Source organism: Myxococcales bacterium (assembly GCA_012517325.1).
Classification (GTDB): Bacteria; Lernaellota; Lernaellaia; order Lernaellales; family Lernaellaceae; genus JAAYVF01.
Genome location: JAAYVF010000006.1, coordinates 15,900 through 38,510, shown reverse-complemented (window position 1 = coordinate 38,510; position 22,611 = coordinate 15,900). Strand labels below are relative to the sequence as shown.

The following is a 22,611-nucleotide window of genomic DNA, read 5'->3' as shown; positions in this document are numbered from 1 at the left end:
TAAACGATTTATTTTAGCAGGAAAGCTTAAGGCGTGCCACTGTCCCCGCTCAAACGGCGTTGATGTCGGCGGCGACGTCGGTGAGGCCCAAATCTTCCAGTTTTTGTCTGGTCGGCTTGGCCGTTTGCGGATCCCAACCCATCCCTTGCAGGAAATCGAGCGTCAGGCGTTCCATATCCAGCTTGACGCCCTTCATCGGTCCGGAAGTCAGCGGCTCTTCACCCGTGGCGCGGGCCGGCAGGGCAAAATCTTTTAACGGTTGCTTGCCGTGTTTGAAATTGAAGGCTTGCCGCAAGGTTTGAATCCGTTCGCCGACTTGCAGGTAGTAATGCGGCGGATGGTCCCAACCGGCGGCGGCGTTCAGGTATTCGATGATCGGCAGATGGCCGCCCAACTCGGCGCCGAACAAACAGCCGCCGGCGGCATTCATCAATTGCATGTATTTGCTGGCCGCCACCTGCAGGATCCACTTGTCGGTCGGATCGTATTTCGATTTGACGAGCGACAAGGGTTTGGTTTTCGGCAGACCGGGGAAAATCTTGTGCAAGGCGAACAGATCGATCCATTGGTAACCGTGATTCGTGTGCCGGCCCGGCGTCGGTTCCAAGGCATAGGCGATGGCGAACCCGGGGTCGAAGCGCGAATCGTGCATCGGCAGTTCCTGCCCGCCGGCATGGATCGCGAAGCGGTGCGCGTCCTTGCCGATCTTCGCCGCGGCGACCTTCACGCCGTCGGCCAATACGTCGCCGATGCCCTCCCGGCGAATCATTTTTTTGATCAATTCGACGACGGCTTCGGCGTTGCCCCACTTGAGATCCAGGCCGTCCAAATCTTCCTTGGTCAGGATGCCCTCTTCCAGGCATTCGATGGCGAAAGCGGCGGTGCCGCCGGCAGAGATGGTATCCATGCCGGCGCGGTTGAGCAGGTCGTTGACCTGAAACAGCGCTTCGATGTCGTTGTTCAGAAGCAGCGAGCCGAAGGCGCTGGTGGTCTCGTATTCCGGCTTGTGGCTTTTACCGCCGTTTTTGAGGGTCACCTCGCCGCCGCAGCCCAGAGGGCACGAATAGCAATGATATTTTTTCGTTTCGCGGTCGATGATTTTTTGCGGATTGAGCCGGTCGGCGTGCGTACCGATGGGAAAATCCTTCGTGCCCGATCCCTTCCAGTTTTTCACCGGCGAATCGCCGCCCTCGGAGGAAAGCACGTTCGAACTGATGGTGCCGAATTTTCTCATGACGGCCTTGAATAAATCCGGCGCCACGGCCATGGCGATCGGCGAAACCCGTTGGAACCGGGCGAAGAAATTGAGAAAGCCGCCGGTGAGCACCTTTTGCAGGCCGGCGCCTTTGCTGAACCACTTCATGAACTTCTTGTTCAGTTCCTTGATTTTTTCCGCGTCGGCGCCCTTGGGGGGCGTTTTACCGGCCAGCACGACGCCCTTCAGCCGTTTGCTGCCCATGACCGCGCCCAGGCCCGACCGCGCGGCGATCCGTCCGCCGTCGTTGACGATGCCCGAGATCAGGCTGAGCTTTTCGCCGGCCGGGCCGATGGTGATCGCCTTGGCCTTGCTATCGCCGCATTCGGCGATCAGCTTTTCCTCGGCCTCGATGGCGTCGACGCCCCACAAATGGGCCGCGTCCACCAGCTCGATCTGGCCACCGACAATCTTGAGGTAGACCGGCCGGGGGCTGATGCCGGAAAAGAAAATGGCGTCGAAACCGGTGCGTTTGATCGCCAGCGAGAAATTGCCGCCGCAGTTGGAATCGCCCCAGCCGCCGGTCAGCGGGCTTTTACTCATCACCATCCAGCGCCCCATGAACAACGCGCCGGTGCCGCAGAGAAAACCGCTGGTGACGCCCAGGATGTTATCCGGGCCCAGCGGATCGGCGCCCGCCGGAATCCGGTCGTAAAGCAGGCGCGCGCCCAGCCCGACCCCGCTGAGATAAGCTTCGTACAGCTCGTCGGCGATCGTTTCCGGCGTGAACCGGCCCGTCGTCAGATCGACCCAAAGGACCTTGCCCATGACCGCGTGTTTCATGTTTTCCTCGACTTGTTTTCTGGCCCGCGACCAGCGCGCGGCGCGCCCTCATTCGCCCGTGCGCTGATTGAACCGGCGGGCGAACAGGATCGAAGCCATGGTGATCCGCAGCATCTGTACGGTGCCGCCCGCCACGCGCCACGCCAGCGCGTCGCGGTGCATGCGCTCCAACGGGAACTCGCGGCTGTAGCCGTAGCCGCCGAAAACCAGCATTGCCGCGTCGGTCACCTCGGCGACCATTTCGTTGGCGAAGCATTTGCCCATCGCCGATTCGTACATCGACGGGAAGCCGCGGCCGGCGCCGACCGCCGCGCGATAGACGAGCAGCCGGGCCGCGTCCAGTTTCATCGCCATGTTGACGATCTTGAATTGAATGTCCTGGAATTCGCAGATCGGTTTACCGAAGGCATTGCGTTCGCCGGCGTATTTCCGGGCCTCTTCCAGCGCGCCGCCGGCCGTGCCCAGGCACATCGCCGCGTTGCCGCAACGCTCCAGGTCGAAGGTCGTCATCAGATCCTTGAACTGGCCCTTTTGAATGACCACGTTTTCCTTCGGCACGCGCACGTCCTCGAAAATCAGGTCGCACGAGGGCATTCCGCGCAAGCCCATAAACTCTTCCTGTTTGCCGAAGCTGAAACCGGGCATGCCTTTTTCGACCAGGACGCCGCCGATGCCGCCGTAGCCGGGCTTGTCGCCGAACCGGCAATAGACGAAGTAATGGCTGGCTTCCTCGCCGCCGGTGATGAACGCCTTGCGGCCGTTGAGCCGATAGTCGTCACCGTCCGGCGTCAGCTTCGTGGTCAGGGAAACCAGATCGGACCCGGCGTCTGGCTCGGTCATGGATACCGAGACGCTCATCTCGCCCTTGCAGACGTTGGGGATGATCTGCCGTTTTTGTTCCTCGGTGCCGAAGTTGTTGATCACCTTGACCGGCCCGACATTCGATTCGAACACCGGCGCGGCGATCATCGGGCTGAACTTGGCCAGTTCCTCGATGGCCAACACCGCGTTGATGCCCGGCTGACCGCCGCCGCCGTACTCGGGCGAAAGCGTCATGCCCAGCAGACCCAGGTCGGCGTACTTCTTCATCAGTTGCTTCGGAAATTTTCCGGTGCGGTCGATCTCGACGGCCAGATCCTTGAAATTTTCGCGCTGGCCCATCTTGCGCAACATATCCACCAGCATTTGTTGTTCGTCGTTCAATGAAAAATCCATGGACCCACCTCGTTAAATTATGGATGTCAATCGGCGAAGGTCGTCGATTTGCTCGAGCGCCAGCGTCAACGCGGCGATTTCCGCCGTTCCGTTTTTCTTGTCCGCCGGGGCAAAACGTTGCAACTTGGCTTCCAGGTCGGCCGCGGTCATCGGATCGCGCGGGTCGCCCTTGGGTTCGTCGACTTGCCGCGTAAGCGTGCGGCCGTCGGCCAGTTTGATTTCCACGCGGCTCGCCGTTTGCGCGGGATAACGCTCGCTCAATTCGCTATCGGCGTGAACCGTGACTTTTTTCGCCAGGCCGAGAATCGCCTCGTCGGCGATGCGTTCGCGGCGGAACTGCAACGGCCCCATGTCGCCGTCGATCAGGCAAGCCGCGACCACGTAGGGAATGGAGAATTGCGCCGCGACGAAGGAACTGTTTTTCTCGACGCCCTTGCCGACCGCGATCGCCGCGATCATGTAGGTGTAAACGTCCACCGCCGCGATGTCGCCGGGCGCAATAGAATGTTCGTGGCTCAAGGCCAGCGCGGCCTGGGCGCTGCCGTGCGTGTGGCGGCAGGCGGTATAAGGCTTGAAATAAATGTCGCTGATCGAGTACGCCGCGCCGAGGCCCTGGGTGATCCGTTCCAGGTTGGCGTTGTTCTTCGTGGTGATCTGCGTAAAACCGCCGTTCAGGTGCGACCCCTCGAGCACATAGGGCGCGCCCGTCAGCCCCGCCCCGGCCAGATCGGCCGCCATCAGGCCGGCGCCGGCCGCCTGCCCGCCCTGCAGGATTTTCGCGGTGAATCCGCCCATCAGGTGTTCGGCCATCGAAAGCGGCGCGAGGTAGCCGGCGATGCCCAGCGACTGCAGCGTCCGCGCGGTGTCCTGCCCCAGCATTTTCGCCGCCGCCGCCGCGGCCGCGAACGCGCCGCAGGTTCCCGTCGGCAAAAAGCCGGACAGCGTGTGGTGCGGATGAATGGCGGCGGCGACGCGGCCGGCCACTTCATAGCCGGCGACGATCGCTTCGATCAGCCGTTTGCCGTCGAGGCGCCGTTGCTCGCCCAACGCCAACGCCGCCGGAATGACGGCGACGCCCGGGTGGTTGCCGCCGAACCGCAATCCGTCCTGGGCCTCGAGGGCTTCGGCCAGAACGCCATTCAGAAAAGCGGCCGGCTGGACGCCGGTCGCAAAGCCGGCGCCTAAAACCGTCGCGGTTTCCGGTCCGCCTTGCGCGCGCACGGACGCGACCACGCGGGCGACCTCTTCGATTTGCAGCGAGCCGTAGATATTGGCGAAAAAATCGAGCAGGCAATGCTTGGCCTTTTCGACGACCGCCGCCGGCAATTCGTCGTAGGCGATCGCCGCCGCGAAATCGGCCAGTTTTTTCGTTTCGTCCATCGGCATCCTTCCCGTCGATCGCGGCTCAAACGTAGCCGCGGCTTTCGTAAATCTTGATCATCCGATTGGGATCGAGGATTTCACGCAGCGCGCGGATCTCGGCGGCGCGCGGCGGCTCGGTTTCGTGCACGTCGTCGGCGATTTTCAAATCCCACGGCGTGTTCTTGACGACTTCGTCGACCGTCGTGCCGGGGTGATAGGTCGCCAGATAGGCTTCGCCGGTGGCCCGGTCGAACCGCAGCACGGCCTTGTTGGTGATGATGACCTCGGGCCCGGTGTTCGGCGGCAGGCCCCATTTTTCGCGCGCCCCCGCGCCGTCGATGTAACCCGGCGTGGTGATGAAATCGACTTTTTCGGTCAGCCGGCGGGTGTCGTGCAGCGCGATGATCAGCGTCTTTTTCGCCAGCGAACCGATCGGATTGGCGCCGCCACTGCCCGGTAGCCGGCTTTTCGGATGGTGGTAATCGCCGATGACAGTGGTGTTGATGTTGCCGAATTTGTCGACCTGGGAGCCCGCCAGAAAGCCCACGTCGACGCAGCCTCCCTGCAGAAACATTCCCATGATTTCGAGCAGGCCGCCGACCATCGCGGCGCCCGGATTCAGGCACGGGTCGCCGACCGAGAGCGCGGGGCGCTTCGGCTGCGCGTCGTAGACGCCCGACTCCTGCATCAGCCGCGCGTTGGGCGCGTGAGTGTACCGGGCGATGTTCGCCGACATGGTGGGAAAACCGGTGCCCACCAGCACGATGTTGCCGTCCTGGATTTCCCGCGCGCCGCAACAGGCCATCAGTTCCGGCTTGATGTAATCGGCGGCATGTTCAACCATTTTTCCACTCCCACTGAGCGGCGTCGCGGCGACGCCTAGTACGAGTAACTGACCGGGTAGCCGTAATCGAATTTGGCTTGCAGGTTGCGATAGGCCGCGTACCCCATTTTGTCGATGTAATGCTCGATGTACTTGGTGCGGCTCGGCACGCCCAAGACCCATTCGTCGAGAAATTTTTGAAATCCCTCCACGGTCGCGGAGGCGTCTTTGTAAAGGTTGCCGAACGCGAAATCGACGTCGTAAAAGCCGGGCGTGTAGCCGGGGTGCGCGCCGAACGGTTCCTCCACCACCGCGACGACCTTGAAATCCGGCACGATGGTCCGCGACGGATCCTTGCCGACGGTTTCGCGGCTGACGATCCGCTCGCAACTGACGATGACTTTTTTCGCCGCCATGGCGCCGACCTGGCAATCGCCGCCGATGCCCCACATCTGGGCGTTGCCGTCCTCGTCGGCCTGTTGCACGTGAATGATGGCCAGGTCCGGATTCAACGCCGGCACCAACACGGTCTTCCGGCCGTCGAACGGCGAATCGATCACCTTGTACTTGCCTTCGCCCAGAAACGATTTCACGTTGAGCAGGTCCGAACCGGCCATGTCCTTCACCGGCACGAAGGGCATGCCCATCGAACCGGCCATGAGCATCATCGGCAGCGACAGGTTGGTGTATTCCTCGACCTCGATCCGGTGCGGAATCCCCTGCTCCAGGCTGCGCCGGTAACAGCGCCCCAGGCCGTAAAAACCGAGCGATAGAAACGTCGCGATGAAGCGCTTCACCAGTCCCGCCCCGATCAGCAGGTCGAAATCGTCGGCGGCGTTGCTGCGGGTGATCGTCAGATTCTTCTTACCCTGCCGGATGATCTCGTGGATCGCGGCGAACGGCGTGCGGCAGATATAGCCGCCGATAAACAGAAAATCGCCGTCGTGCACGAACTGCGCGACCGCCTTCGTCATCGTCATGGTCTTGGACATGCCACTCCTCCGCCGGCCGCCCGGCCGGGCGTCAGGCCTGATACTCCGTGCGCTCGATGATTTCGTTCTGCGCCGTTTCGCTCAGCCCCGTGAACAGTGCCGAATAGCCGCTGACCCGCACCACGAGGTCGCGGTACTCGTCGGGGTGAGCCTGCGCTTGGCGCAACTGTTCCGAGTCGATCATGTTGAACTGCACCTGCACGCCGCCCTTGGCGAAATAGGCCCGCACCAGCGCCTGCAGGACATCCGGCCGCAAATACTCGCGGTTGAACCGCATGTTCAGGTTCACGCCGTTGTGAATGCGGCCGAGCGGCAGCTTGGTCACCGAATTGAACACCGCCGTCGGCCCCTTGAGCGCCCGGCCGTTGGCGGGCGTGATGCCATTGCCCAGGATGCCGCCGGCGGGGCGGCCGTCGGGGCTGGCGCCGGCGAACGCGCCCATCGCCACGTGGAACCCGACCGAAAAAATCCCCGGCCAGAAGCGGCCGCCGCGGTAGTTCTCGTGTTTCAGCACCTCGTCGCAGAAATGCGCGACGACCCGGGCGCCCATGGCGTCGACCGCGTCGTCGTCGTTGCCGAACTTGGCGATCTTGTTCGCCAGATAGGCCTGCTTTTCCTCGGCGCCGTCCCAATCGTCGGCCAGGAAAGCGGCCAGTTCCGCCATCGTCAGCACGCGATCCTCGAACACGCCCTTTTGAATCGCGTACAGGCTGTCGGCCACGTTGGCGAAACCGATCAATTCCACGCCGGTCGAGTTGTAGACGGCCCCGCCGCGCGTCAGGTCGAGCCCCTTCGCCATCGGCCCCTCGATCATCGCCGAGGCGAACGGCGACGGCGCCAGTTCGGCCACCGCCTGATCCATCGCGGCCATGCCCCGGACCATCTGCTTCAGGAAATGCGCCGACTGGGCGTGATAGGCGTTCCAAACCTCGTCGAACGAGGCGAAAGCCGCCGGGTCGCCGGTTTCGAGGCCCGCCTGATTGCCGAAGACGCCGTCGATGCCGTTGCTCAGCGCCAGTTCCAGGCACTTGATGCCGCTGAATTGCACCGCGAAGGTCGAGCCGTAGGTCTTTCCCTGCGCGTTGGGCTCGAGGCAGCCGACGACCCCGTAATTGCGCGCGTCCGGCAGCGTATGCCCCGCTTTTTGCAGCGAGTCGATGATCACCCGGTCGTTGAACAGGTGCAGCAGCACGCCGTCGCGGGCGTATTGCACCGCGCGGGCGACAAAATCGGCGGGCGCGTCCGGGCCGAGCCGCACGCCGAAATTAGGCTGAACGGTCTGCACCGCGGCGTACGCGTCCAGCGCGAGATAGCTCAGTTCGTTCGTGGCGTCCCGGCCGTCCGGTCCGACGCCGCCGACCACGACATTCTGCGTGGTTTTGCCCTCGGGCCCTTCGCCACCGGGAATGAACGCTTCCTCCAGGATGTTCCAGATTTCGTTGGTTTTGAGGTACAGCAGCGACAGCAGTTCCTCGGCCTCGTCCGGCGTGATCGCGCCGGCCAGCGCATCCTTTTGAAAATAAGGATGCAGAATCTGATCGATCCGCCCGATGGAAATGGAGTTACCGCCGGATTCGATCTGCGCCGCCAGGTGCGTGAAGTAAACCGCCTGGATCGCCTCGCGGAAGGAAGTCGCCGGATGCTCGGGTACGCGGCGGCAGATCGCGGCGATGCTTTTCAGTTCGGCGGCCCGCCGGGGATCGGCCGCTTCCCCGGCCATTTTTTCGGCCAGTTCGGCGTAACGATTGGCAAAGCGCACCAGCGCTCGGCACGAGCAAATCAACGCCTGGTAAAAGAGCCCTTTTTCACCGGCGCGCTCCGCGGCCGACAGCCGGCGCCAATGCTCCTCGGCCTCGGCGATGATGCCGGCGAGGCCCACGCGCAGCATTTTTTCGTGGTTCATCGTGAAATGGCCTACGCCGTAGGTGATTTCCAGAATCATGGTGAAGATGTACTTGTCCATGTCGGCGAGCACGTCGGGCGGCGCCAGTTCCTCGAAGCGGTTTTGCACGGTCTTGCCGGACCAGAACGGCAGGATGTCCTCGCGCAGCTCGCGCTGCTGTTCCGGCGTGATGGTCACCCGCTGCAATTCGCGGTCGTTGAAGGTTTCCAGATCCCCTTCGATCCAGCCGCTCTTGTTTTCCGGAAACAGCGGCGCGCCGTTGAGCCGGCTGGTGCGGCAACCGACGATCAGCTCGTCGTCGCGGATGATGACGCTGATGTTTCCCAGGACGTGCGAGAACGCCCGGCTCATTCGCGTCAGCGCCGGTTCGTTCCAGTTTTCCGCCATGGCCTGCGTCAGATAGCGGGCGCGTTCGACGCAGACCTCGCGCGGCGCGTCGATGATGCGCCGGCGCAAGCGCCGCACCCGTTCCGTACCCCTGATCGTTGCGATTGCCGGCATGGGAAACGCCTCCCGAAATTGTTGATCGTTCGCGCGCCGCTATTTGATGTCCATCGTGTCGAGCAGAATCAGGTCACGCAGCTTGGTCGGCAGCACCCGGTTCAGCCCCATGAAAAACCTGCTCTTGAAATCGATCTGGTTGTGCAACTTGGGCGCGGGATTTTTCACCACGCCGTAAATCACCTTGGCCGCCTGGAGCGGGTTCGGCGCGGTCTTGATCAGCTCGTTGTCCTTGTTGATGAAGCGGTTGACCCGGTCGCGGTACGGCGAGCCCTCCGGCGGCAGAAAATGAATCTTGGCCGCGAAAGAGGTCGAAACCTGCGCCGGTTGAATCAAGGCCATTCGAATGCCGAACGGCTCCAGTTCCAGCCGCATCGAAAGCACCAGGCCTTCGACCGCGAACTTGCTCGCCGTGTAGATGGATTCGAAGGGGAACGGGATCTGCCCGACCAGCGAGGAGACGGCGATCAACTTGCCGGCGCGGCGTTCGCGCATCCGCGGAATGAAGGCCTGAAAGATGGCGGCGGTGCCGATCACGTTGATCTCCAGGCACTTGGCGGCCTTGGGCAGATTCACTTCCTCGAAGGGGCCGAAAAATCCGATGCCCACGTTGGACAGCACGGTGTCGACGTGGCCGTATTTTTCCAACACCCGGTCGCGGAACGCGGCGATGCCCGCGAGGTCCGTGACGTCCAGCCGGGTCAGCAGATGATCGCCCGGCAATTCCTTTTGCAGCGATTCGATGCCCGCGCCGTCCACGTCGAAGCCGGCGATCGCATCGCCGCCGGCCGCCAGCAGCTTGGCCACCTCGCGACCCATCCCTTGCGCGACGCCCGTAATGACGATTACATCCATCCTTACGCTCCTTTGGCGCGCCTCAGCTTGCCGCGCCGTGTTCCCGCCACCATTGCCCGATCTGCCGCATCGATGCCGAGAAATCCGGATACCGCAGCCGGCAGCCCGTCGCCGTCAGGGCCGAGGTATCCACGATGTAGTCGCGATCCAGGTAAGCCACCGCGTCGGATTCGAGGTCGGGAATCCGCCCGCGCCAACCGGCGATCAGACCGTCGAGCCGCGCCAGCGATTTCACCAGCGGCAGCGGCAGATGCAGCGTCGGCGGTTTCCGGCCGAAGGCCTCGGCGGCCAGCCGCAGCGCTTCTTCCAGCGTCGGGTAGCAGCCGTCGCCGAGGTTGAACGCCCGGCCGAATGCCGCCGGTTGCCGCGACAGGTGCTCCACCGCGATGGCGACGTCCTCGGCCCGCACGTTGGACAACCGCTGGCGGCCGTCGCCGGGGATGGCGGTGATCGATGTGGGCCGCGAAAACGCCTTGCCGGCGCCGTCGTTGCAGCCGGGGCCGTAAACCGTGCAGGGGCGAGTGATGATCGCCGGCAGCCCCGCGGCGATGCGTTGCCAGACGACGTTTTCACCGTCGCGCTTGCTGCGGCCGTAGTTGTCCTGCGGTTCGCGCGGGGCGTCCTCGACGAACGGCCGGCCGCGATACGGCCCGTAAACGCTGGTGGAACCGACGTGGACGTAGCATTTCACCTTGGCCTCCAGCGCCAGGCGGGTGAGGTGCTCCACGCCGAGGACGTTGGTGGGGCGCAGGTCTTCGTAGGGCGTCGAGAAATTGCAGATCGCGCCGAGGTGAAACACCCGCTCGACGTTTCCTTCGAACAGGCGCGGCAGCGTTTCGGGCTTGGTCAGGTCGGCCGGCACGAACTCGACGCCCAACCGGTCGAAGAACGAGGTGTCTTTCTTCGGGCGGGCCGTGGCGCGGACCTTGGCGCCGTTTTCGGCCAGGTGCTTGACGACATGGCGCCCCATGAAGCCCGCCGCGCCCGTCACCAGCGTGATGCCCCCGTATTCCATGCCCTCTCCCTTAGCCGTTCTGTGCCCGCGCCGGTTGCGCCGGAAGGCTCTTGACGATTTCCTCCCGAGCGTCACCGAGCCAGCCGAGAATCATCTCGTTAAAGCGGATGCCCAGGTCGGTGGCGAGGCGGACGTACCGGTCGCCGCGCCGCCGGTTGTCGATAAATTTTTTGCGGAGCGCCAGTTGCCGGCCGTAAAAACCGATCTGCTCGTCGATGCCCGCGAGCACCCGTTCCGCGTCGGTCGAGGCGAAGAACGGAAACCGCAGCAGAAACGGATCGCGGATGAACAGCCGCCGCTCCGGTTCGGCTTCCAGCCACGACAGGAAGCTTTGCCGGCCTTTTTCGGTGATCGAATACAGCTTGCGGTTCGGCGAGTCCGACTTTTCCACGACCTTCATCGTGACCAGCCCTTCATCCAGCATCCCCTTGAGCGCCGGATAGATCTGGCCGTAATTGACCGTCCACATGAAACCGAAGTCGCGTTCGATGAGCTTTTTGATGCGGTAGCCGTGCAGGTCTTTGTATTGCAGCAACCCCAGAATGGCGTATTTGATCGACATGGCCGTCACCTTCCCTCGATCAGCTCTTGACCAGGATCAAATCATCCAACCCCATTTCCTTTAGAATGACCGGGAACATCGCGAAGGCGGGCCGGACGACCGGCAGCAGCTTGAGCATCGCCACGATGTTGCCGCCCTGTTTGACCTGGCCGCGCGCCACCGAGGCGACCGGGTTTTCGTGACCGTGCCAGAAGCTGTGCGAATGGTCGGCCGACTGTTTGGTCCAAACGTCGGGTTTCAATTCGCACGGCCCCAGATAGAAAGTGCCGTGATAACCTGGCTGGGCCGGCGGGTTTTTCAGGTCGATCGTGACCTCGGCATCGGGGTCGGTATAGATGAAGCGGATGATGATTCCAGCCTTGGCCATTTTCCGGCCGATTTTTTCGTCTTGCAAAATGCGGCTGAGGAAGTAGCCGTAGATCTCGTACAGGTTTGCCGCGTCGCGATAGTATTTGCCCATTGCCGCCCTCCGGAGAGTTCATCGCACGGGAAAATCGTTCGTCTGGTCACGGTCGCCGCGAGACCGTCAAAGCTTAAAATGTCGTTTTTCGAGAAAGTTGCATTCAGCCCATGTACACCTTCATAGCTATAATATAAGTATATAGCTGTCAAGTTGGATTTCCCGGCGAGCCGATTTATCGGCCGATTGATTCACCCCTTCTCGACGACTCATGGTTTTCAAAGTAAATCCAAGTAAATCCGAATTTTCCGCCGGCTGTCCGCACGGATTCTCTATTGACAACACCAGCCAAAGCAGTAAAAATCGCCGAAAGTTGGATTGCCATGAACGAGGCTGACACTGAAAGAACATAGCAAAAACGCCTATTATTACATGATTTTGCCTAATTTTCACGTCACCGGCCCTGTTTTTACTGGCGGTTATTTTTTCATTCGCCTGGGATATCGTCCATGCTGAAATGGAAATCAATTCGCTGGGTTATCCTCGGCGTCATGATTCTCGCGATCGGCGGTTTCATCGCCTACAAGTTCAACCACCGCGACGATATTTTTTATCAAATAAGTGAAAAGCCGACCGCCAAACGACGGACGTTCAAAGGACGCCATCCGTTCAAACGTTACGACAATATCGCCTACCTTCCCGAGGCGGCGCCACCGGACAAACGGCAACTACTCGATCTCATCGTACCGGTCGACGGGGAAAACAAGCCATCGGTCATCGTGCTGCACGGCGGCGGCTGGACCTCGGGCGACCGGAAGGTCGATTGCGTGCAGGAAGTGGCGGAATGGCTGGCGGTGCGGGGCATCATCGGCGTGCCGCTCGATTTTCGCCTGGTTCCGGAAGTATCGCTGGTCGATCAAATCCGAGATGTGGCGGCCGGCGTCGCCTGGCTGTCCCAGCACATCGCCGAGTATGGCGGCGATCCGCAGCGCATATATCTGTTGGGTCACAGCGCCGGAGCGCACATCAGCGCCCTGCTCGCGAGCGACCGCCAATATCTGGATGAGCTGGGAGTGCCGCCGGAAGTGCCCGCCGGAGTGATCGCTCTCGCGGGACTGTACGACGTGCGCGACATCAGCAAGGCGACCTCGTTGATCGGCCGGCCGGCAACGCGGATCCTTTACGGCGCGGACGAGGATTTTCTCCGCCGGATGTCGCCGCTCGTTTACGTTCACGCGGGCATGCCGTCCTTTTTGTTTCTCAACGGAAAGAGCGACGACCTGATCAAGGAGTCGCAAACCGCGGATATGGCGCGGGCGATTATTGCCGCCGGCGGCTCGGCCACCGTCGCACTGATTCCGCACCGCAATCACCAAACGATCTTCAGCAGCATTCCCGATCCGGGGGATGCCGCCGGAGAAGCCATCAGGCAATTCATCAAATGACGACCGAACCAACGCTCACGACCAATCCCGCGCCGGCTCCCGCGCCGGTGGCGCGAAAAAAACGGCCGGAAATCGATTTTTTCCGCGGTTCCATGCTGATGTTGATGGTCATCTATCACAATTTCCGCGTCGGCGTTTCCCAAGACCCGATCCAGTTGGCGATGATGTCCTTCCTGGAATTGTGCTCTACCGTCTTTCTGCTGGTTTCCGGCGTCAACGTGGCCAACTTCATCGCTTCGGCGGCCAAGACCCCGGATTTCCAACCGACCCGCTTTTACCTGAAGGCCTCGGTTTGGCTTTTTTTAATGGGTTTCTCGTACAATTTCCTCGTCCGCACCTGGTTTAACATGGACATTCTCCAGTGCGTCGCGATGGGAACCTTGCTGACCTACGTGCTGTTGCACTACAAAATTCCGAATTACCTGGTCGGGCTGGTGACCCTGGCGATCTTCGCCGCAGGCGTCATCGGCTTCGGCAGCACGGTGCAGTTGTACCCGTCGGTGAAAAGCCATTTCCTGTTCAACCAATTGATTGCCAACGGCCAGGTGCTCGACAAGGGGATCGACGGTCTGATCCCGGCCCCCTGGCTGTTCAATTTGTTCGGCCCCATCCCTTGGGTCGGTTTTTTCACCCTGGGCATCTTCGTCGACCGGCTGCAAGGGAAATGGCTGTGGATCGTGGCGGCCGCCATGGTGGGCATCGGTGTGATCGGCGCTTTTCTACCGCCACTCGATGCTGTCGGCCGGACGGCTTTCGGTTTCCGCGCGAATCCGCGTTACATCTTCCAGGCCGCCAGCATTTCGTCGATCTGGTTTCTGCTCTTCAAGGCCTATTACCGCAACAAAGCCGCCTGCAACCGGACAATCGCCTTCTGGTCGGAATCGTCGCTGATCGTCTTCGTTTTCCACTGGATCTTCATCATGGGCGCTTCCGCGCTCGTGGCGTTTTTGGCGGTGGCGACCAAGGTGAAGTTTTTCCAAACGGGCTTCACCTACTCGCGGGCGATCCTGGCGTTCGGCGCCATGGCGTTGTTGCTGCGGCCGTTGGATAATTGGCGGCGCCGCCCCGCCGCGCATCCGCGCTTCGTCCAGCGGGCGCGGACGGCCATGATCGTCGGTTTTCTGCTGACGCTTTTCGGCCTGGCCAAAGCCACCCGGATGCCGGGCTTCGCCATCGTGGCTTACCTGGGCACGGTATTGGCGGCCTGCACGTTCGCTTTTTCCTATCCTTCATTCCGCGCCAAATGGCGGAAGGAGGCGATCAAGAAAAGCAACCCGGCCTGAGTGGGGAAATCTGGATTGACGGACAGCGGAACCAACGGTTCATCGCCCTCGAAAGTCGCGCGCTTCGTCGCGGCGCTGACCCCGGTCCGGGTCTTTCTGCTGACGGCCGGCTTCGGCATCCTGTTTTTCATCGTTCGCATCCGCGAGGCGATTTTCGACGACTCCTACATCACCTACCGCTACGCGCGCAACATCGCCCGCGGCCTCGGGCCCATTTTCAATCCGGGCGAAAAAGTGGAAGGGTGCACGACCTTTCTGCAGATGACCGTGCTCGCCCCGTTCATCGCCCTGGGCATCAATCCATACCACGTGTCGGTCGTGATCGCGCACCTGTGCCTGGCGCTGATCACCGCGCTGGGATACCGCAAAATCACCCGGGCGCCGCAATCGAACTACAATGCAAACTGGTCGCTGTTTTTCCCCCTGCTGATGGCCACCAATCCGGCGATGATCCACTGGGTGCTTTCCGGCATGGAAACCATCTGGTTCATGGCCGCCGTCGTCGGCGCGGTCTGGCTCGCCGAAAGCGAAATGGACCATGACCGCCGGCCGATCCTTTCCGCGCTGGTTTGCGTTCTGGCGGCGCTGATCCGGCCCGAAGGCACGACCCTGGCCGCCGCGCTGGCGCTTTCCTGGCTTTGCTTCGTGCGGCCGTTGCCCATCCGGCGCGTCGTCGTCTTTGCCCTGCTCTTCGCCGTGCTATATGGCGTCTATTTTGCCTGGCGCTATTCGTATTACGGGTACCTCTATCCGAACACCTACTACGCCAAGGTGGACGGCATCCGCATGGCGATCCTCTGGCGCGGCCTGCTTTACGTCGTGCCGAATCTCCTCTGGGGAGTGTTTCCGCTGGCGGCGATCCTCCTGTTCCGCCGGGTACGGGATCGCGCCCTGCCCCTGTTGCGCTGGGAAAAAATATCGCTGGTCGTCGTCACGGCGTTTTGCGCCCAGTCGGTTTTTTCCGGCGGCGATTTCATGCCCTATTTCCGCTTCCTGGTGCCGATCTGGCCGCTGACCGTCCTGCTGACCTGGAGTTTGCTGGCGCGATTTGACGGCGAATTTATCGGCAGGATCAAATTTCTGGGCCGGCATCTGCGGCGGTTCGCGACCGAACGGTTGTCGGCCGGCACGCTGATTTTGTACGTCCTGGTTTTAAACGTATCGATGATGGTGCTGGGCATCAACGAATTTAAAATCATCGTCGGGATGGGGGTCGTGCGCCGCATGGAGATGGACGCCAAGGTGCTCGACGGCGTGCTGCCGAAGGATGCGCTGGTCGCGGCGGTCGCCATCGGCGCAATGGGTTACATTCTGGATCGGCCGCTGATCGACATTCTGGGACTGACCGACGAGCACATCGCGCACAAGCGCATGAAAACCGGCCTCGGGGTGCCCGGCCACGAAAAATACGACACGCCATACCTGCTGTCGCGCCAGCCGGATTTCATTTTAAATTGCGTCGAGGTCAGCAAAACACCTTTACAGGAGTGCCCGGCCGGCAAAAAGGAAAAAGGCCTTCCCGCCGTCGTTTCACTCGAAAACGCCCCGCAATTCATTAAAAAATACGCGTATTGTTCGCACCCGGTGGAAAACGGCTACATCTCGACCTACATGCGCCGCGCCCGCGATGGCCAACCCGAATACAAGGGTTGGACCTGCCCGAAAAAATAGCGGCGCCCGGCCGGACACCGAAAGTCGCTACTTTTCCCGGAGAAAGAAGCATAGAATGCCAGTCGCTCTGTTGCGGCTTTAAAGAGGAGAAAAAACATGAAGTCGAGCAACCGTTGGCTGATTTTGTGGCTGACCGTCTGCCTCGGGCTTTTCGGCATCGCCGGCGCCTGCGGCGACGATGACGACGATGACGACAACGATGATTCCGGCGAGTCCGACGACGACACGGGAGACGACGACACCGATTGCGGCTCCGCCGACCTGATTCCCGGCTCCTGGACCGGTCCGTTGATCACGCTCGAAATCGCCGATGACCTGTCGTTTCACGCCGTCGGCGTGAGCCAGACGGCTTACGACGTCACCGGCCAGATCGAACTGGACGGTTGCACGGCTCTGGTTATCGACCTGACGGGCGACCTGGCCTGTGATTCGAACCAGGTCGGCCGCTACAGCTACGTGGTGACGGCGACGACGCTGACCACGACGCTGATCGAGGACAACTGCGCGGGCCGTTCGCTGGGCCTGAACGGGACGGTCTTCACCCGCGACGAATAAGCAAGTAAATTGAGCGGCTGAAAATTCGTGGCCCGGCGCCGACCGCCGGCGTCAAATGTCGCACGACGCAAGTGTCACCCCTGGGAGAATCGATGAATCCGATCCTGCTCGCGGTCATGGCCAGCCTTTGCTGGGGCATCGGCACGGTCATGCAAAAATACGGCATGTCCGGCGCCTTCCCGAAAATTTCGGTGCGTGAATTCTTCCGGCAGATCGGCCCCGTCCTCAAAACCCTGATCACCAACTGGATCTGGACCGTCGGCCTGTTGTTGATGATCGGCGGCGGCATGGTCTTCATGACCGCGTTGGGCCGCGCCGGCATCGCCCGGGTATTGCCGATCACCTGTCTGACCGGCGCGGTGGCGGCGCTGATCGGCGTCGCCTTTTTAAAAGAAAAGGTGATGCCGGTGGAATGGACGGGGATCGGCCTGGTGTTTGCCGGCGTGATCGTGGTGGCGCAGGCCGAAAGCGGTGGCGCTTCGCTGATTCCCGGCAACGGCGCCCTGCTGTTGTTCACGGCGGCGACGGCGATCCTCACCACCACGGCGCTGTTGGCGCGGCGGCTCGGCTTTACCGCCGAAATCACGCTGTCGGTCTCGGCTGGCTTGATTTTCGGCCTCTGCAACCTGATGACCAAACTGATGACCCAGCGCGTGGTCGCCGAAATCGGCGGCGATTTCTCGCTCCTGCGCTCCGAGGCCTGGGTCGCCGGTCTGACCGATTACCCGATTTACATCGTGATCGCCGGCAACCTGCTGGCCAGCGTGTTTTTCCAGACCGCCTTCGCCAACGGCCGCGCCAGCGTCGTTTCGCCCGTGGTGACGATCCTCAGCAACGTGCTGCCGATCGTCGCGGCGGTGACGATCTTCGGCGAAACGATCCGCTTCGGCCACGGCGTCGGCATCGTCCTGGTGATCGCCGGTACCGCGCTGCTCGCCATGCGACGCCCGACGTCTGCCCAAGCCGCCGCGCCCGCCGAGACCGAGTAGCAAAATACGTTTATTAATCTTCAACCCGGGAGCGCCAGGGTTTTCGCCAGCTTGACATTCCTTTTCGTTTCTATATGATTTCCCCCGCTCCGAGAGGCACAAATGCATTTCCATTTGCTCTCGCGTCCCATAGTTTCATTCGGGCAATGCTGTTTCTCTCGGTCGGGGACGTGAAATCAAGGCGCGAAGGGAGGTCGAAGAGCTTATGCCGGGTGTTCGCGTACGTGAAGGCGAATCTTACGAAACCGCGTTGAAGCGGTTCAAGAAGCAGTGCGAGAAAGCGGGCGTCCTGTCGGAGGTCCGCAAGCGCGAGCATTATGAAAAACCCAGCGTCAAGCGGAAGAAGAAAGCCGCGGCCGCTCGCAAGCGCATGATGAAGAAGATCCGCAAGCAGGAAAAAGCGGAAAAGGGAGGATTCGGCGCTCGATGAACCTCGTCGAGACCATCCAACTCGATTACGTGGGAGCCCTGAAAGCGGGACAGAAGTTTCGCGTCGGGGTGCTCCGCCTGTTGCGGGCCGAGATCAAGAACAAGGAGATCGACAGCCCTGATCCGCTCAGCGATGAACAGGTGCTGGCGATCATTCGTTCGATGATCAAAAAGCGGCAGGAAGCGGCCGAGGTGTTCCGGTCGGGCGGGCGCGACGACAAGGCCGCCGCGGAACTCGCCGAAAACGAAATCCTGACCGCGTATCTGCCTCCCGTGCTCGATGAGGCCGAATTGGATCGCCTGATCGGGGAAACGATTGCCGAAGTCGGCGCCCATGGCGCGGGCGATCTGGGCAAGGTGATGAAAGCCCTGGTACCCAAGATCGCCGGCCGGGCCGACAACAAGATCGTCAATCAAAAAGTGCGCCAGGCGTTAACCGATTAGCGCCTGGCGCGCTTTTCTTTTCCAAAGTGAAATCGTGCCGTACATCGATCTGCTCATTATTGTCATCGTGCTGATCTTCGCCGGTAAAGGCTTCTGGAAAGGCTTCTTCAACGAAGCCCTGACGTTCGTCGGCTTTTTCGTCGCCCTGTTCGTCACCGCCGCCGCCTATCGCCCGCTCGGCCAGATGCTGGCCGGCCTGCTGAACTTCAACCCGCCACTCTCCAGCGTCATCGTGTTCGTGCTGTTGTTCATCCTGATCACCTTTGCCTTCGGCCTGGCCGGCCAGGTGCTGACCAAGGCCACGAAAAAGCTGAAGCTCTCGAGCCTGAACCGCACCTTCGGCGCCGTCTTCGGCGGTCTGAAGGGCGCTTTCATCTGCGGCATTTTCATGGCCGTGCTGATGGAAAAGAAGCTGTTCGTCTCCCTGACGGGACCGATCCAAAATTCGGCGCTGGCGCCTTACCTGATGGGTTGGGCCAACGCCGTTTTGGGCTTGTTCAACGCATCCTGACCGCAGACCTGGAACCGATGCCGAAAAGCGATTTCATACCCGATGCCGTGATCGCCGAGGTTCGCGCCCGCGCGGACATCGCCCAGATCATCGGCGAAACGGTGACCTTGAAGCGCGTCGGCACGCGCCTGGTCGGTTTGTGCCCGTTTCACAAGGACATGCAGCCCAGTTTTTACGTCAACCCGGACCGCGGCGCCTTCAAATGTTTCGGCTGCGGCATCGGCGGCGATGTCTTCCGCTTCCTGATGGAAACCCAGCGCCTCGCTTTTCCCGAAGCGGTGCGCTTCCTGGCAGAACGGCTGAATATCGAAATCCCCGCCGCCGGCGGCCCGTCGCGGCCGCGCGGCTATCGCGAACGCCTGTTCGCCATCAACGACGCCGCTCTCGCCTTTTATCGCGAGATGCTGGCCCATCCGGAAATCGGCAAGGCGGCGCGCGAATATCTGCGGCAACGCGACTGTCCGCGCTCGATGATGGAAACCTTTGAAATCGGTTACGCGCCCGACGGCTGGGAACGCCTGGTGCAACATCTGCAAAAACGGGCGCTGTCGCTGCAGGACGCGCTCGCCGTCGGGGTCATCGCGCAGCGCGAACAAGGCGAGGGATACTACGATCGCTACCGCAACCGCTTGGTTTTTCCGGTGCGCAACCCGGCGGGCAAGGTCGTGGCCTTTTCGGCGCGCCTGCTGGCCGGCGACGGGCCGAAGTACATCAACTCGCCGGAGAGCGATATTTTTTCGAAAAGCCGGACTTTTTTCGGCATTCATCTGGCGACCAAGGCGATTTCCCAGCGCGACCAGGTGCTGATTTGCGAGGGTAATTTTGACGTCGTTTCGCTGCACCAGTTCGGCTTCACCAACGCCGTGGCCGCCCTGGGCACCGCCTTCACCGAAAATCATGCCGCCTTGCTGGAACGCTATACGAAAAACGTTGTCTTTGTCTTTGACGGCGATGCCGCGGGACAGAAAGCGATGGCCCGGCTGATCGACATTTACCTGCCGCGGGAATTTCAGCCGCGCGCGGTGGTTTTGCCGCCGAGCGAGGATCCCGACAGTTTTTTGAAAAAAAACGGCGCGGATGCGATGAAAGACCGGATCGAAAAAGCCCCGCCGCTGCTCGATTTCGTCATCGACGGGTATTTTCGGCAATCCGGCCCCGGCGAGGACGGCCTGGTGCGGGCGATGAACGCAGCGTGCGCCCTGGCGGCGCGCATTACCAATCCTATCCAGCGAGGATTACTGGCAAAAACGCTTTCCGCGCGCGCCCGGCTCCCCGAGGAAACGATTCGCCAGCAGATCGACCGCGCCCGCCGCGGGCGACATGCTCCGGCGGTTTCGCCGGTAAAAACCGTGGCGCGGCAATTGCCCAGCTCGGAATGGACCATTTTGGCAACGCTTTTGCATTTTCCAGGGGTTAGAGGCGGTTTCGACCCGGAGAACCTGCTTCTGGCCCTGCCCGACGGTTTTCTGCGGACGTTGGGCGAACGCTTGCTGGAGGCGCCGGCGGACCAATCGGCCCTCGGATCGGAGACGTTGATGCGGGCCGAGGATCCCGACGAACTTCGCAACCTGGCGGGCGACCTGCTGATGACCGCGCCGCCCTGCGAGGCCAAGGTGGCGTCCCAGATGATCCGGGATGCCTTGCAAGACCGGGAGCGGCGCAAGCTGCAGGAGGAAATCGACGCGTTGAGCCAGGAACTGGAACAGGCGCGGACGACCGGGAATCAAGCGCGCATCGACGATTTGGAGCGCCGAATCTTCGCCTTGCGAAAAACCTTGAAAATGATTAGATTCTAGCACCTTTATTAAAGGGGTTACGGTATGCCCAAAGAAGACGAAATCAAAGAACTTAAACAGTTGATCGCCATGGGCAAGGATCGTGGGTATCTCACCTACGACGAGGTGAACAACCTCTTGCCGACGGACGTTTTCAACTCCGAACAGATCGACGACGTGATGATCATGTTCAACGATCTGGATATCGAAATCGTCGACAGCGAAGAGGAATATCGGGAGCGCAAGGAAAAACATCGCGAGGAAGAGGAAGACGAAGTCGCCGATGCCGGCACGGTCGGTAAGACCAACGATCCGGTGCGCATGTATCTGCGCGAGATGGGCGCCGTCAGCCTGTTGACCCGCGAAGGCGAAGTTGAAATCGCCAAGCGCATCGAAAAGGGCAATCAGCAAGTGTTGAAGGCGGTGATGGGCACGCCCTTCACCTCCAAGGTCATCACCGAAATCCAGGAAAAACTGGCCAGCGGCGCGATGAAGCTGCGCGACGTCATCAAAAACCTCGAGGACGACGAAGGGCAGCCGCTCGAAATCGACGAAAGCGAGCACCTGGAGCGCGTGCTGAAAAGCATGACGCGGCTGCGCGACCTGGAAGACCGGATCCTGCGCGACATGAGCATGTTGTCGATGCAGAAGATGGTCAAACGGGATCGCGGCTCGATCAAACGGCGCCTCGAACGCAACCGCAAGACCATTCTGGTGCTGCTCGAGGACATCAACCTCAACACGCCGACCATCGACATGGTCATCGCGCGCCTGAAGGAATTCGATTACACCTGCCGGCATTCGATGGACCGGATCCGCCGGATCAATCACGACACCGGCCTGACCATCAAGGACATGCGGCGCCTGTCGCGCAAGCTCGGCAAAGGCAAGGAATTCTCGGCCGAAGTCAAATTGATTCTGCCCAAAGCCCGCGACATGGAAAAAATACGGAACCAGATAGAACACTTCGTCAGCGCCGAAACCACCATCCGCAACATCGAAAAAGAAGTGGAAAGCAAGGCCTCCGAACTGCACGCCCTGGTGACGACGATCAACACCGGCGAGATCATGGCCAAGCAGGCGAAAAAGGAACTGATCGAAGCCAACCTGCGCCTCGTGGTGTCCATCGCCAAAAAATACACCAACCGCGGCCTGCAATTCCTCGATCTCATCCAGGAAGGCAACATCGGCCTGATGAAGGCCGTCGATAAATTCGAATACAAGCGCGGTTACAAATTCTCGACCTACGCCACCTGGTGGATCCGCCAGGCGATCACCCGGGCGATCGCCGATCAGGCGCGCACCATCCGCATTCCGGTGCACATGATCGAAACGATCAACAAGCTGATCCGCACCAGCCGCTACCTGGTGCAGGAAATCGGCCGCGAGCCGACGCCCGAGGAAATCGCCGAAAAGATGGACATGCCGCTCGAAAAAGTGCGCAAGGTCCTGAAAATCGCCAAGGAACCGATCAGCCTCGAAACCCCGATCGGCGAGGAAGAAGACAGCCATCTGGGCGATTTCATCGAGGATAAGAAAATCCTCTCACCGTCCGACGCGGTCATCTGCATGAACCTCGCGGACCAGACGCGCCGCGTGCTGTCCACGCTGACGCCGCGTGAGGAAAAGGTGCTGCGGATGCGCTTCGGCATCGGCGAGGCCAGCGACCACACGCTCGAGGAAGTGGGGCAGGATTTCGACGTCACCCGCGAACGCATCCGGCAGATCGAAGCCAAGGCGTTGCGCAAGCTGCGTCACCCGAGCCGGGCCCGAAAATTGCGGAGTTTTCTCGAATAACCGACAAAGGGCCGCCCGCGGGCGGCCTTTTTCTTAGGAAAAATTG

The 22,611-nt window shown here is 61.2% G+C and carries 20 protein-coding genes; 10 read left to right on the top strand and 10 right to left on the bottom strand.

All coding sequences use genetic code 11. The annotated features are described in order from the left end of the window. Positions 1–49: 49 nt before the first annotated feature. The 10 genes from GX444_00675 to GX444_00630 all read right to left on the bottom strand — a co-directional run bounded on the left by GX444_00675 (position 50) and on the right by GX444_00630 (position 11,726). On the bottom strand, positions 50–2,038 hold the full coding sequence (locus GX444_00675; protein NLH47094.1) for an aldehyde ferredoxin oxidoreductase family protein: 1,989 nt from the start codon (positions 2,036–2,038) through the stop codon (positions 50–52). Between the two features lie 48 nt (positions 2,039–2,086). Further along, positions 2,087–3,253, bottom strand: coding sequence for an acyl-CoA dehydrogenase (locus tag GX444_00670; protein NLH47093.1), 1,167 nt, complete (start codon positions 3,251–3,253; stop codon positions 2,087–2,089). 12 nt (positions 3,254–3,265) lie between these two features. Then, positions 3,266–4,633 carry an MmgE/PrpD family protein gene (locus GX444_00665; protein NLH47092.1) on the bottom strand — a complete coding sequence of 456 codons (1,368 nt, stop codon included), beginning with the start codon at positions 4,631–4,633 and terminating at the stop codon, positions 3,266–3,268. 25 nt (positions 4,634–4,658) lie between these two features. Then, positions 4,659–5,420, bottom strand: a complete 762-nt coding sequence (locus tag GX444_00660; GenBank protein NLH47091.1) for a CoA-transferase subunit beta — start codon at positions 5,418–5,420, stop codon at positions 4,659–4,661. A 74-nt stretch (positions 5,421–5,494) separates the two neighbouring features. Further along, positions 5,495–6,430, bottom strand: a complete 936-nt coding sequence (locus GX444_00655) for a CoA transferase subunit A (GenBank protein ID NLH47090.1) — start codon at positions 6,428–6,430, stop codon at positions 5,495–5,497. A gap of 31 nt (positions 6,431–6,461) precedes the next feature. Then, positions 6,462–8,834, bottom strand: a complete 2,373-nt coding sequence (locus tag GX444_00650) for a formate C-acetyltransferase/glycerol dehydratase family glycyl radical enzyme (protein NLH47089.1) — start codon at positions 8,832–8,834, stop codon at positions 6,462–6,464. A gap of 39 nt (positions 8,835–8,873) precedes the next feature. Beyond that, positions 8,874–9,689, bottom strand: a complete 816-nt coding sequence (locus tag GX444_00645) for an SDR family NAD(P)-dependent oxidoreductase (GenBank protein ID NLH47088.1) — start codon at positions 9,687–9,689, stop codon at positions 8,874–8,876. Between the two features lie 22 nt (positions 9,690–9,711). Continuing rightward, positions 9,712–10,704, bottom strand: a complete 993-nt coding sequence (locus tag GX444_00640; GenBank protein ID NLH47087.1) for an NAD(P)-dependent oxidoreductase — start codon at positions 10,702–10,704, stop codon at positions 9,712–9,714. Between the two features lie 10 nt (positions 10,705–10,714). Further along, the gene (locus GX444_00635; protein NLH47086.1) at positions 10,715–11,266 is read right to left on the bottom strand and encodes a PadR family transcriptional regulator; all 552 of its coding nucleotides are present in this window, start codon (positions 11,264–11,266) and stop codon (positions 10,715–10,717) included. A gap of 19 nt (positions 11,267–11,285) precedes the next feature. Further along, positions 11,286–11,726 (bottom strand): hypothetical protein, encoded by a 441-nt coding sequence (locus GX444_00630; protein NLH47085.1) that lies wholly within the window; start codon positions 11,724–11,726, stop codon positions 11,286–11,288. A 449-nt stretch (positions 11,727–12,175) separates the two neighbouring features. Here GX444_00630 and GX444_00625 point away from each other — a divergent pair, with 449 nt between their 5' ends. From GX444_00625 to rpoD, 10 genes are all read left to right on the top strand, one after another. Continuing rightward, positions 12,176–13,111, top strand: coding sequence for an alpha/beta hydrolase (locus GX444_00625; protein ID NLH47084.1), 936 nt, complete (start codon positions 12,176–12,178; stop codon positions 13,109–13,111). Beyond that, on the top strand, positions 13,108–14,394 hold the full coding sequence (locus GX444_00620) for a DUF1624 domain-containing protein (GenBank protein NLH47083.1): 1,287 nt from the start codon (positions 13,108–13,110) through the stop codon (positions 14,392–14,394). Before GX444_00625 ends, GX444_00620 begins: the two co-directional genes overlap by 4 nt. Before the next feature lie 15 nt (positions 14,395–14,409). Next, positions 14,410–16,065, top strand: coding sequence for a hypothetical protein (locus GX444_00615; protein ID NLH47082.1), 1,656 nt, complete (start codon positions 14,410–14,412; stop codon positions 16,063–16,065). A 96-nt stretch (positions 16,066–16,161) separates the two neighbouring features. Beyond that, positions 16,162–16,620: a hypothetical protein gene (locus tag GX444_00610; protein NLH47081.1), complete on the top strand. Its 459-nt coding sequence runs from the start codon at positions 16,162–16,164 to the stop codon at positions 16,618–16,620. Positions 16,621–16,712: 92 nt separating this feature from the next. Further along, a complete protein-coding gene (locus GX444_00605; GenBank protein ID NLH47080.1) occupies positions 16,713–17,609 on the top strand; it encodes an EamA family transporter in 897 nt (298 codons plus the stop codon). Between the two features lie 205 nt (positions 17,610–17,814). Continuing rightward, positions 17,815–18,039 carry a 30S ribosomal protein S21 gene (locus GX444_00600; GenBank protein ID NLH47079.1) on the top strand — a complete coding sequence of 75 codons (225 nt, stop codon included), beginning with the start codon at positions 17,815–17,817 and terminating at the stop codon, positions 18,037–18,039. Next, positions 18,036–18,482, top strand: coding sequence for a GatB/YqeY domain-containing protein (locus tag GX444_00595; GenBank protein ID NLH47078.1), 447 nt, complete (start codon positions 18,036–18,038; stop codon positions 18,480–18,482). Before GX444_00600 ends, GX444_00595 begins: the two co-directional genes overlap by 4 nt. A 34-nt stretch (positions 18,483–18,516) precedes the next feature. Further along, a complete protein-coding gene (locus tag GX444_00590; GenBank protein NLH47077.1) occupies positions 18,517–18,993 on the top strand; it encodes a CvpA family protein in 477 nt (158 codons plus the stop codon). A gap of 17 nt (positions 18,994–19,010) precedes the next feature. Continuing rightward, positions 19,011–20,789, top strand: coding sequence for a DNA primase (locus GX444_00585; GenBank protein ID NLH47076.1), 1,779 nt, complete (start codon positions 19,011–19,013; stop codon positions 20,787–20,789). Between the two features lie 24 nt (positions 20,790–20,813). Next, positions 20,814–22,565 carry an RNA polymerase sigma factor RpoD gene (gene rpoD / locus GX444_00580; protein ID NLH47075.1) on the top strand — a complete coding sequence of 584 codons (1,752 nt, stop codon included), beginning with the start codon at positions 20,814–20,816 and terminating at the stop codon, positions 22,563–22,565. The last annotated feature ends 46 nt before the right edge of the window (positions 22,566–22,611 follow it).

Bases quoted from the DNA above. Each gene is read 5' to 3' on its own strand.
- GX444_00595 (NLH47078.1), top strand. From the start codon at position 18,036: ATGAACCTCGTCGAGACCATCCAACTCGATTACGTGGGAGCCCTGAAA.
- GX444_00640 (NLH47087.1), bottom strand. From the start codon at position 10,704: ATGGAATACGGGGGCATCACGCTGGTGACGGGCGCGGCGGGCTTCATG.
- GX444_00665 (NLH47092.1), bottom strand. From the start codon at position 4,633: ATGGACGAAACGAAAAAACTGGCCGATTTCGCGGCGGCGATCGCCTAC.
- GX444_00670 (NLH47093.1), bottom strand. From the start codon at position 3,253: ATGGATTTTTCATTGAACGACGAACAACAAATGCTGGTGGATATGTTG.
- GX444_00650 (NLH47089.1), bottom strand. From the start codon at position 8,834: ATGCCGGCAATCGCAACGATCAGGGGTACGGAACGGGTGCGGCGCTTG.
- GX444_00645 (NLH47088.1), bottom strand. From the start codon at position 9,689: ATGGATGTAATCGTCATTACGGGCGTCGCGCAAGGGATGGGTCGCGAG.
- GX444_00625 (NLH47084.1), top strand. From the start codon at position 12,176: ATGCTGAAATGGAAATCAATTCGCTGGGTTATCCTCGGCGTCATGATT.
- GX444_00600 (NLH47079.1), top strand. From the start codon at position 17,815: ATGCCGGGTGTTCGCGTACGTGAAGGCGAATCTTACGAAACCGCGTTG.
- GX444_00660 (NLH47091.1), bottom strand. From the start codon at position 5,420: ATGGCCTGTTGCGGCGCGCGGGAAATCCAGGACGGCAACATCGTGCTG.
- GX444_00635 (NLH47086.1), bottom strand. From the start codon at position 11,266: ATGTCGATCAAATACGCCATTCTGGGGTTGCTGCAATACAAAGACCTG.
- GX444_00585 (NLH47076.1), top strand. From the start codon at position 19,011: ATGCCGAAAAGCGATTTCATACCCGATGCCGTGATCGCCGAGGTTCGC.
- rpoD (NLH47075.1), top strand. From the start codon at position 20,814: ATGCCCAAAGAAGACGAAATCAAAGAACTTAAACAGTTGATCGCCATG.
- GX444_00655 (NLH47090.1), bottom strand. From the start codon at position 6,430: ATGTCCAAGACCATGACGATGACGAAGGCGGTCGCGCAGTTCGTGCAC.
- GX444_00610 (NLH47081.1), top strand. From the start codon at position 16,162: ATGAAGTCGAGCAACCGTTGGCTGATTTTGTGGCTGACCGTCTGCCTC.
- GX444_00675 (NLH47094.1), bottom strand. From the start codon at position 2,038: ATGAAACACGCGGTCATGGGCAAGGTCCTTTGGGTCGATCTGACGACG.
- GX444_00620 (NLH47083.1), top strand. From the start codon at position 13,108: ATGACGACCGAACCAACGCTCACGACCAATCCCGCGCCGGCTCCCGCG.
- GX444_00630 (NLH47085.1), bottom strand. From the start codon at position 11,726: ATGGGCAAATACTATCGCGACGCGGCAAACCTGTACGAGATCTACGGC.
- GX444_00605 (NLH47080.1), top strand. From the start codon at position 16,713: ATGAATCCGATCCTGCTCGCGGTCATGGCCAGCCTTTGCTGGGGCATC.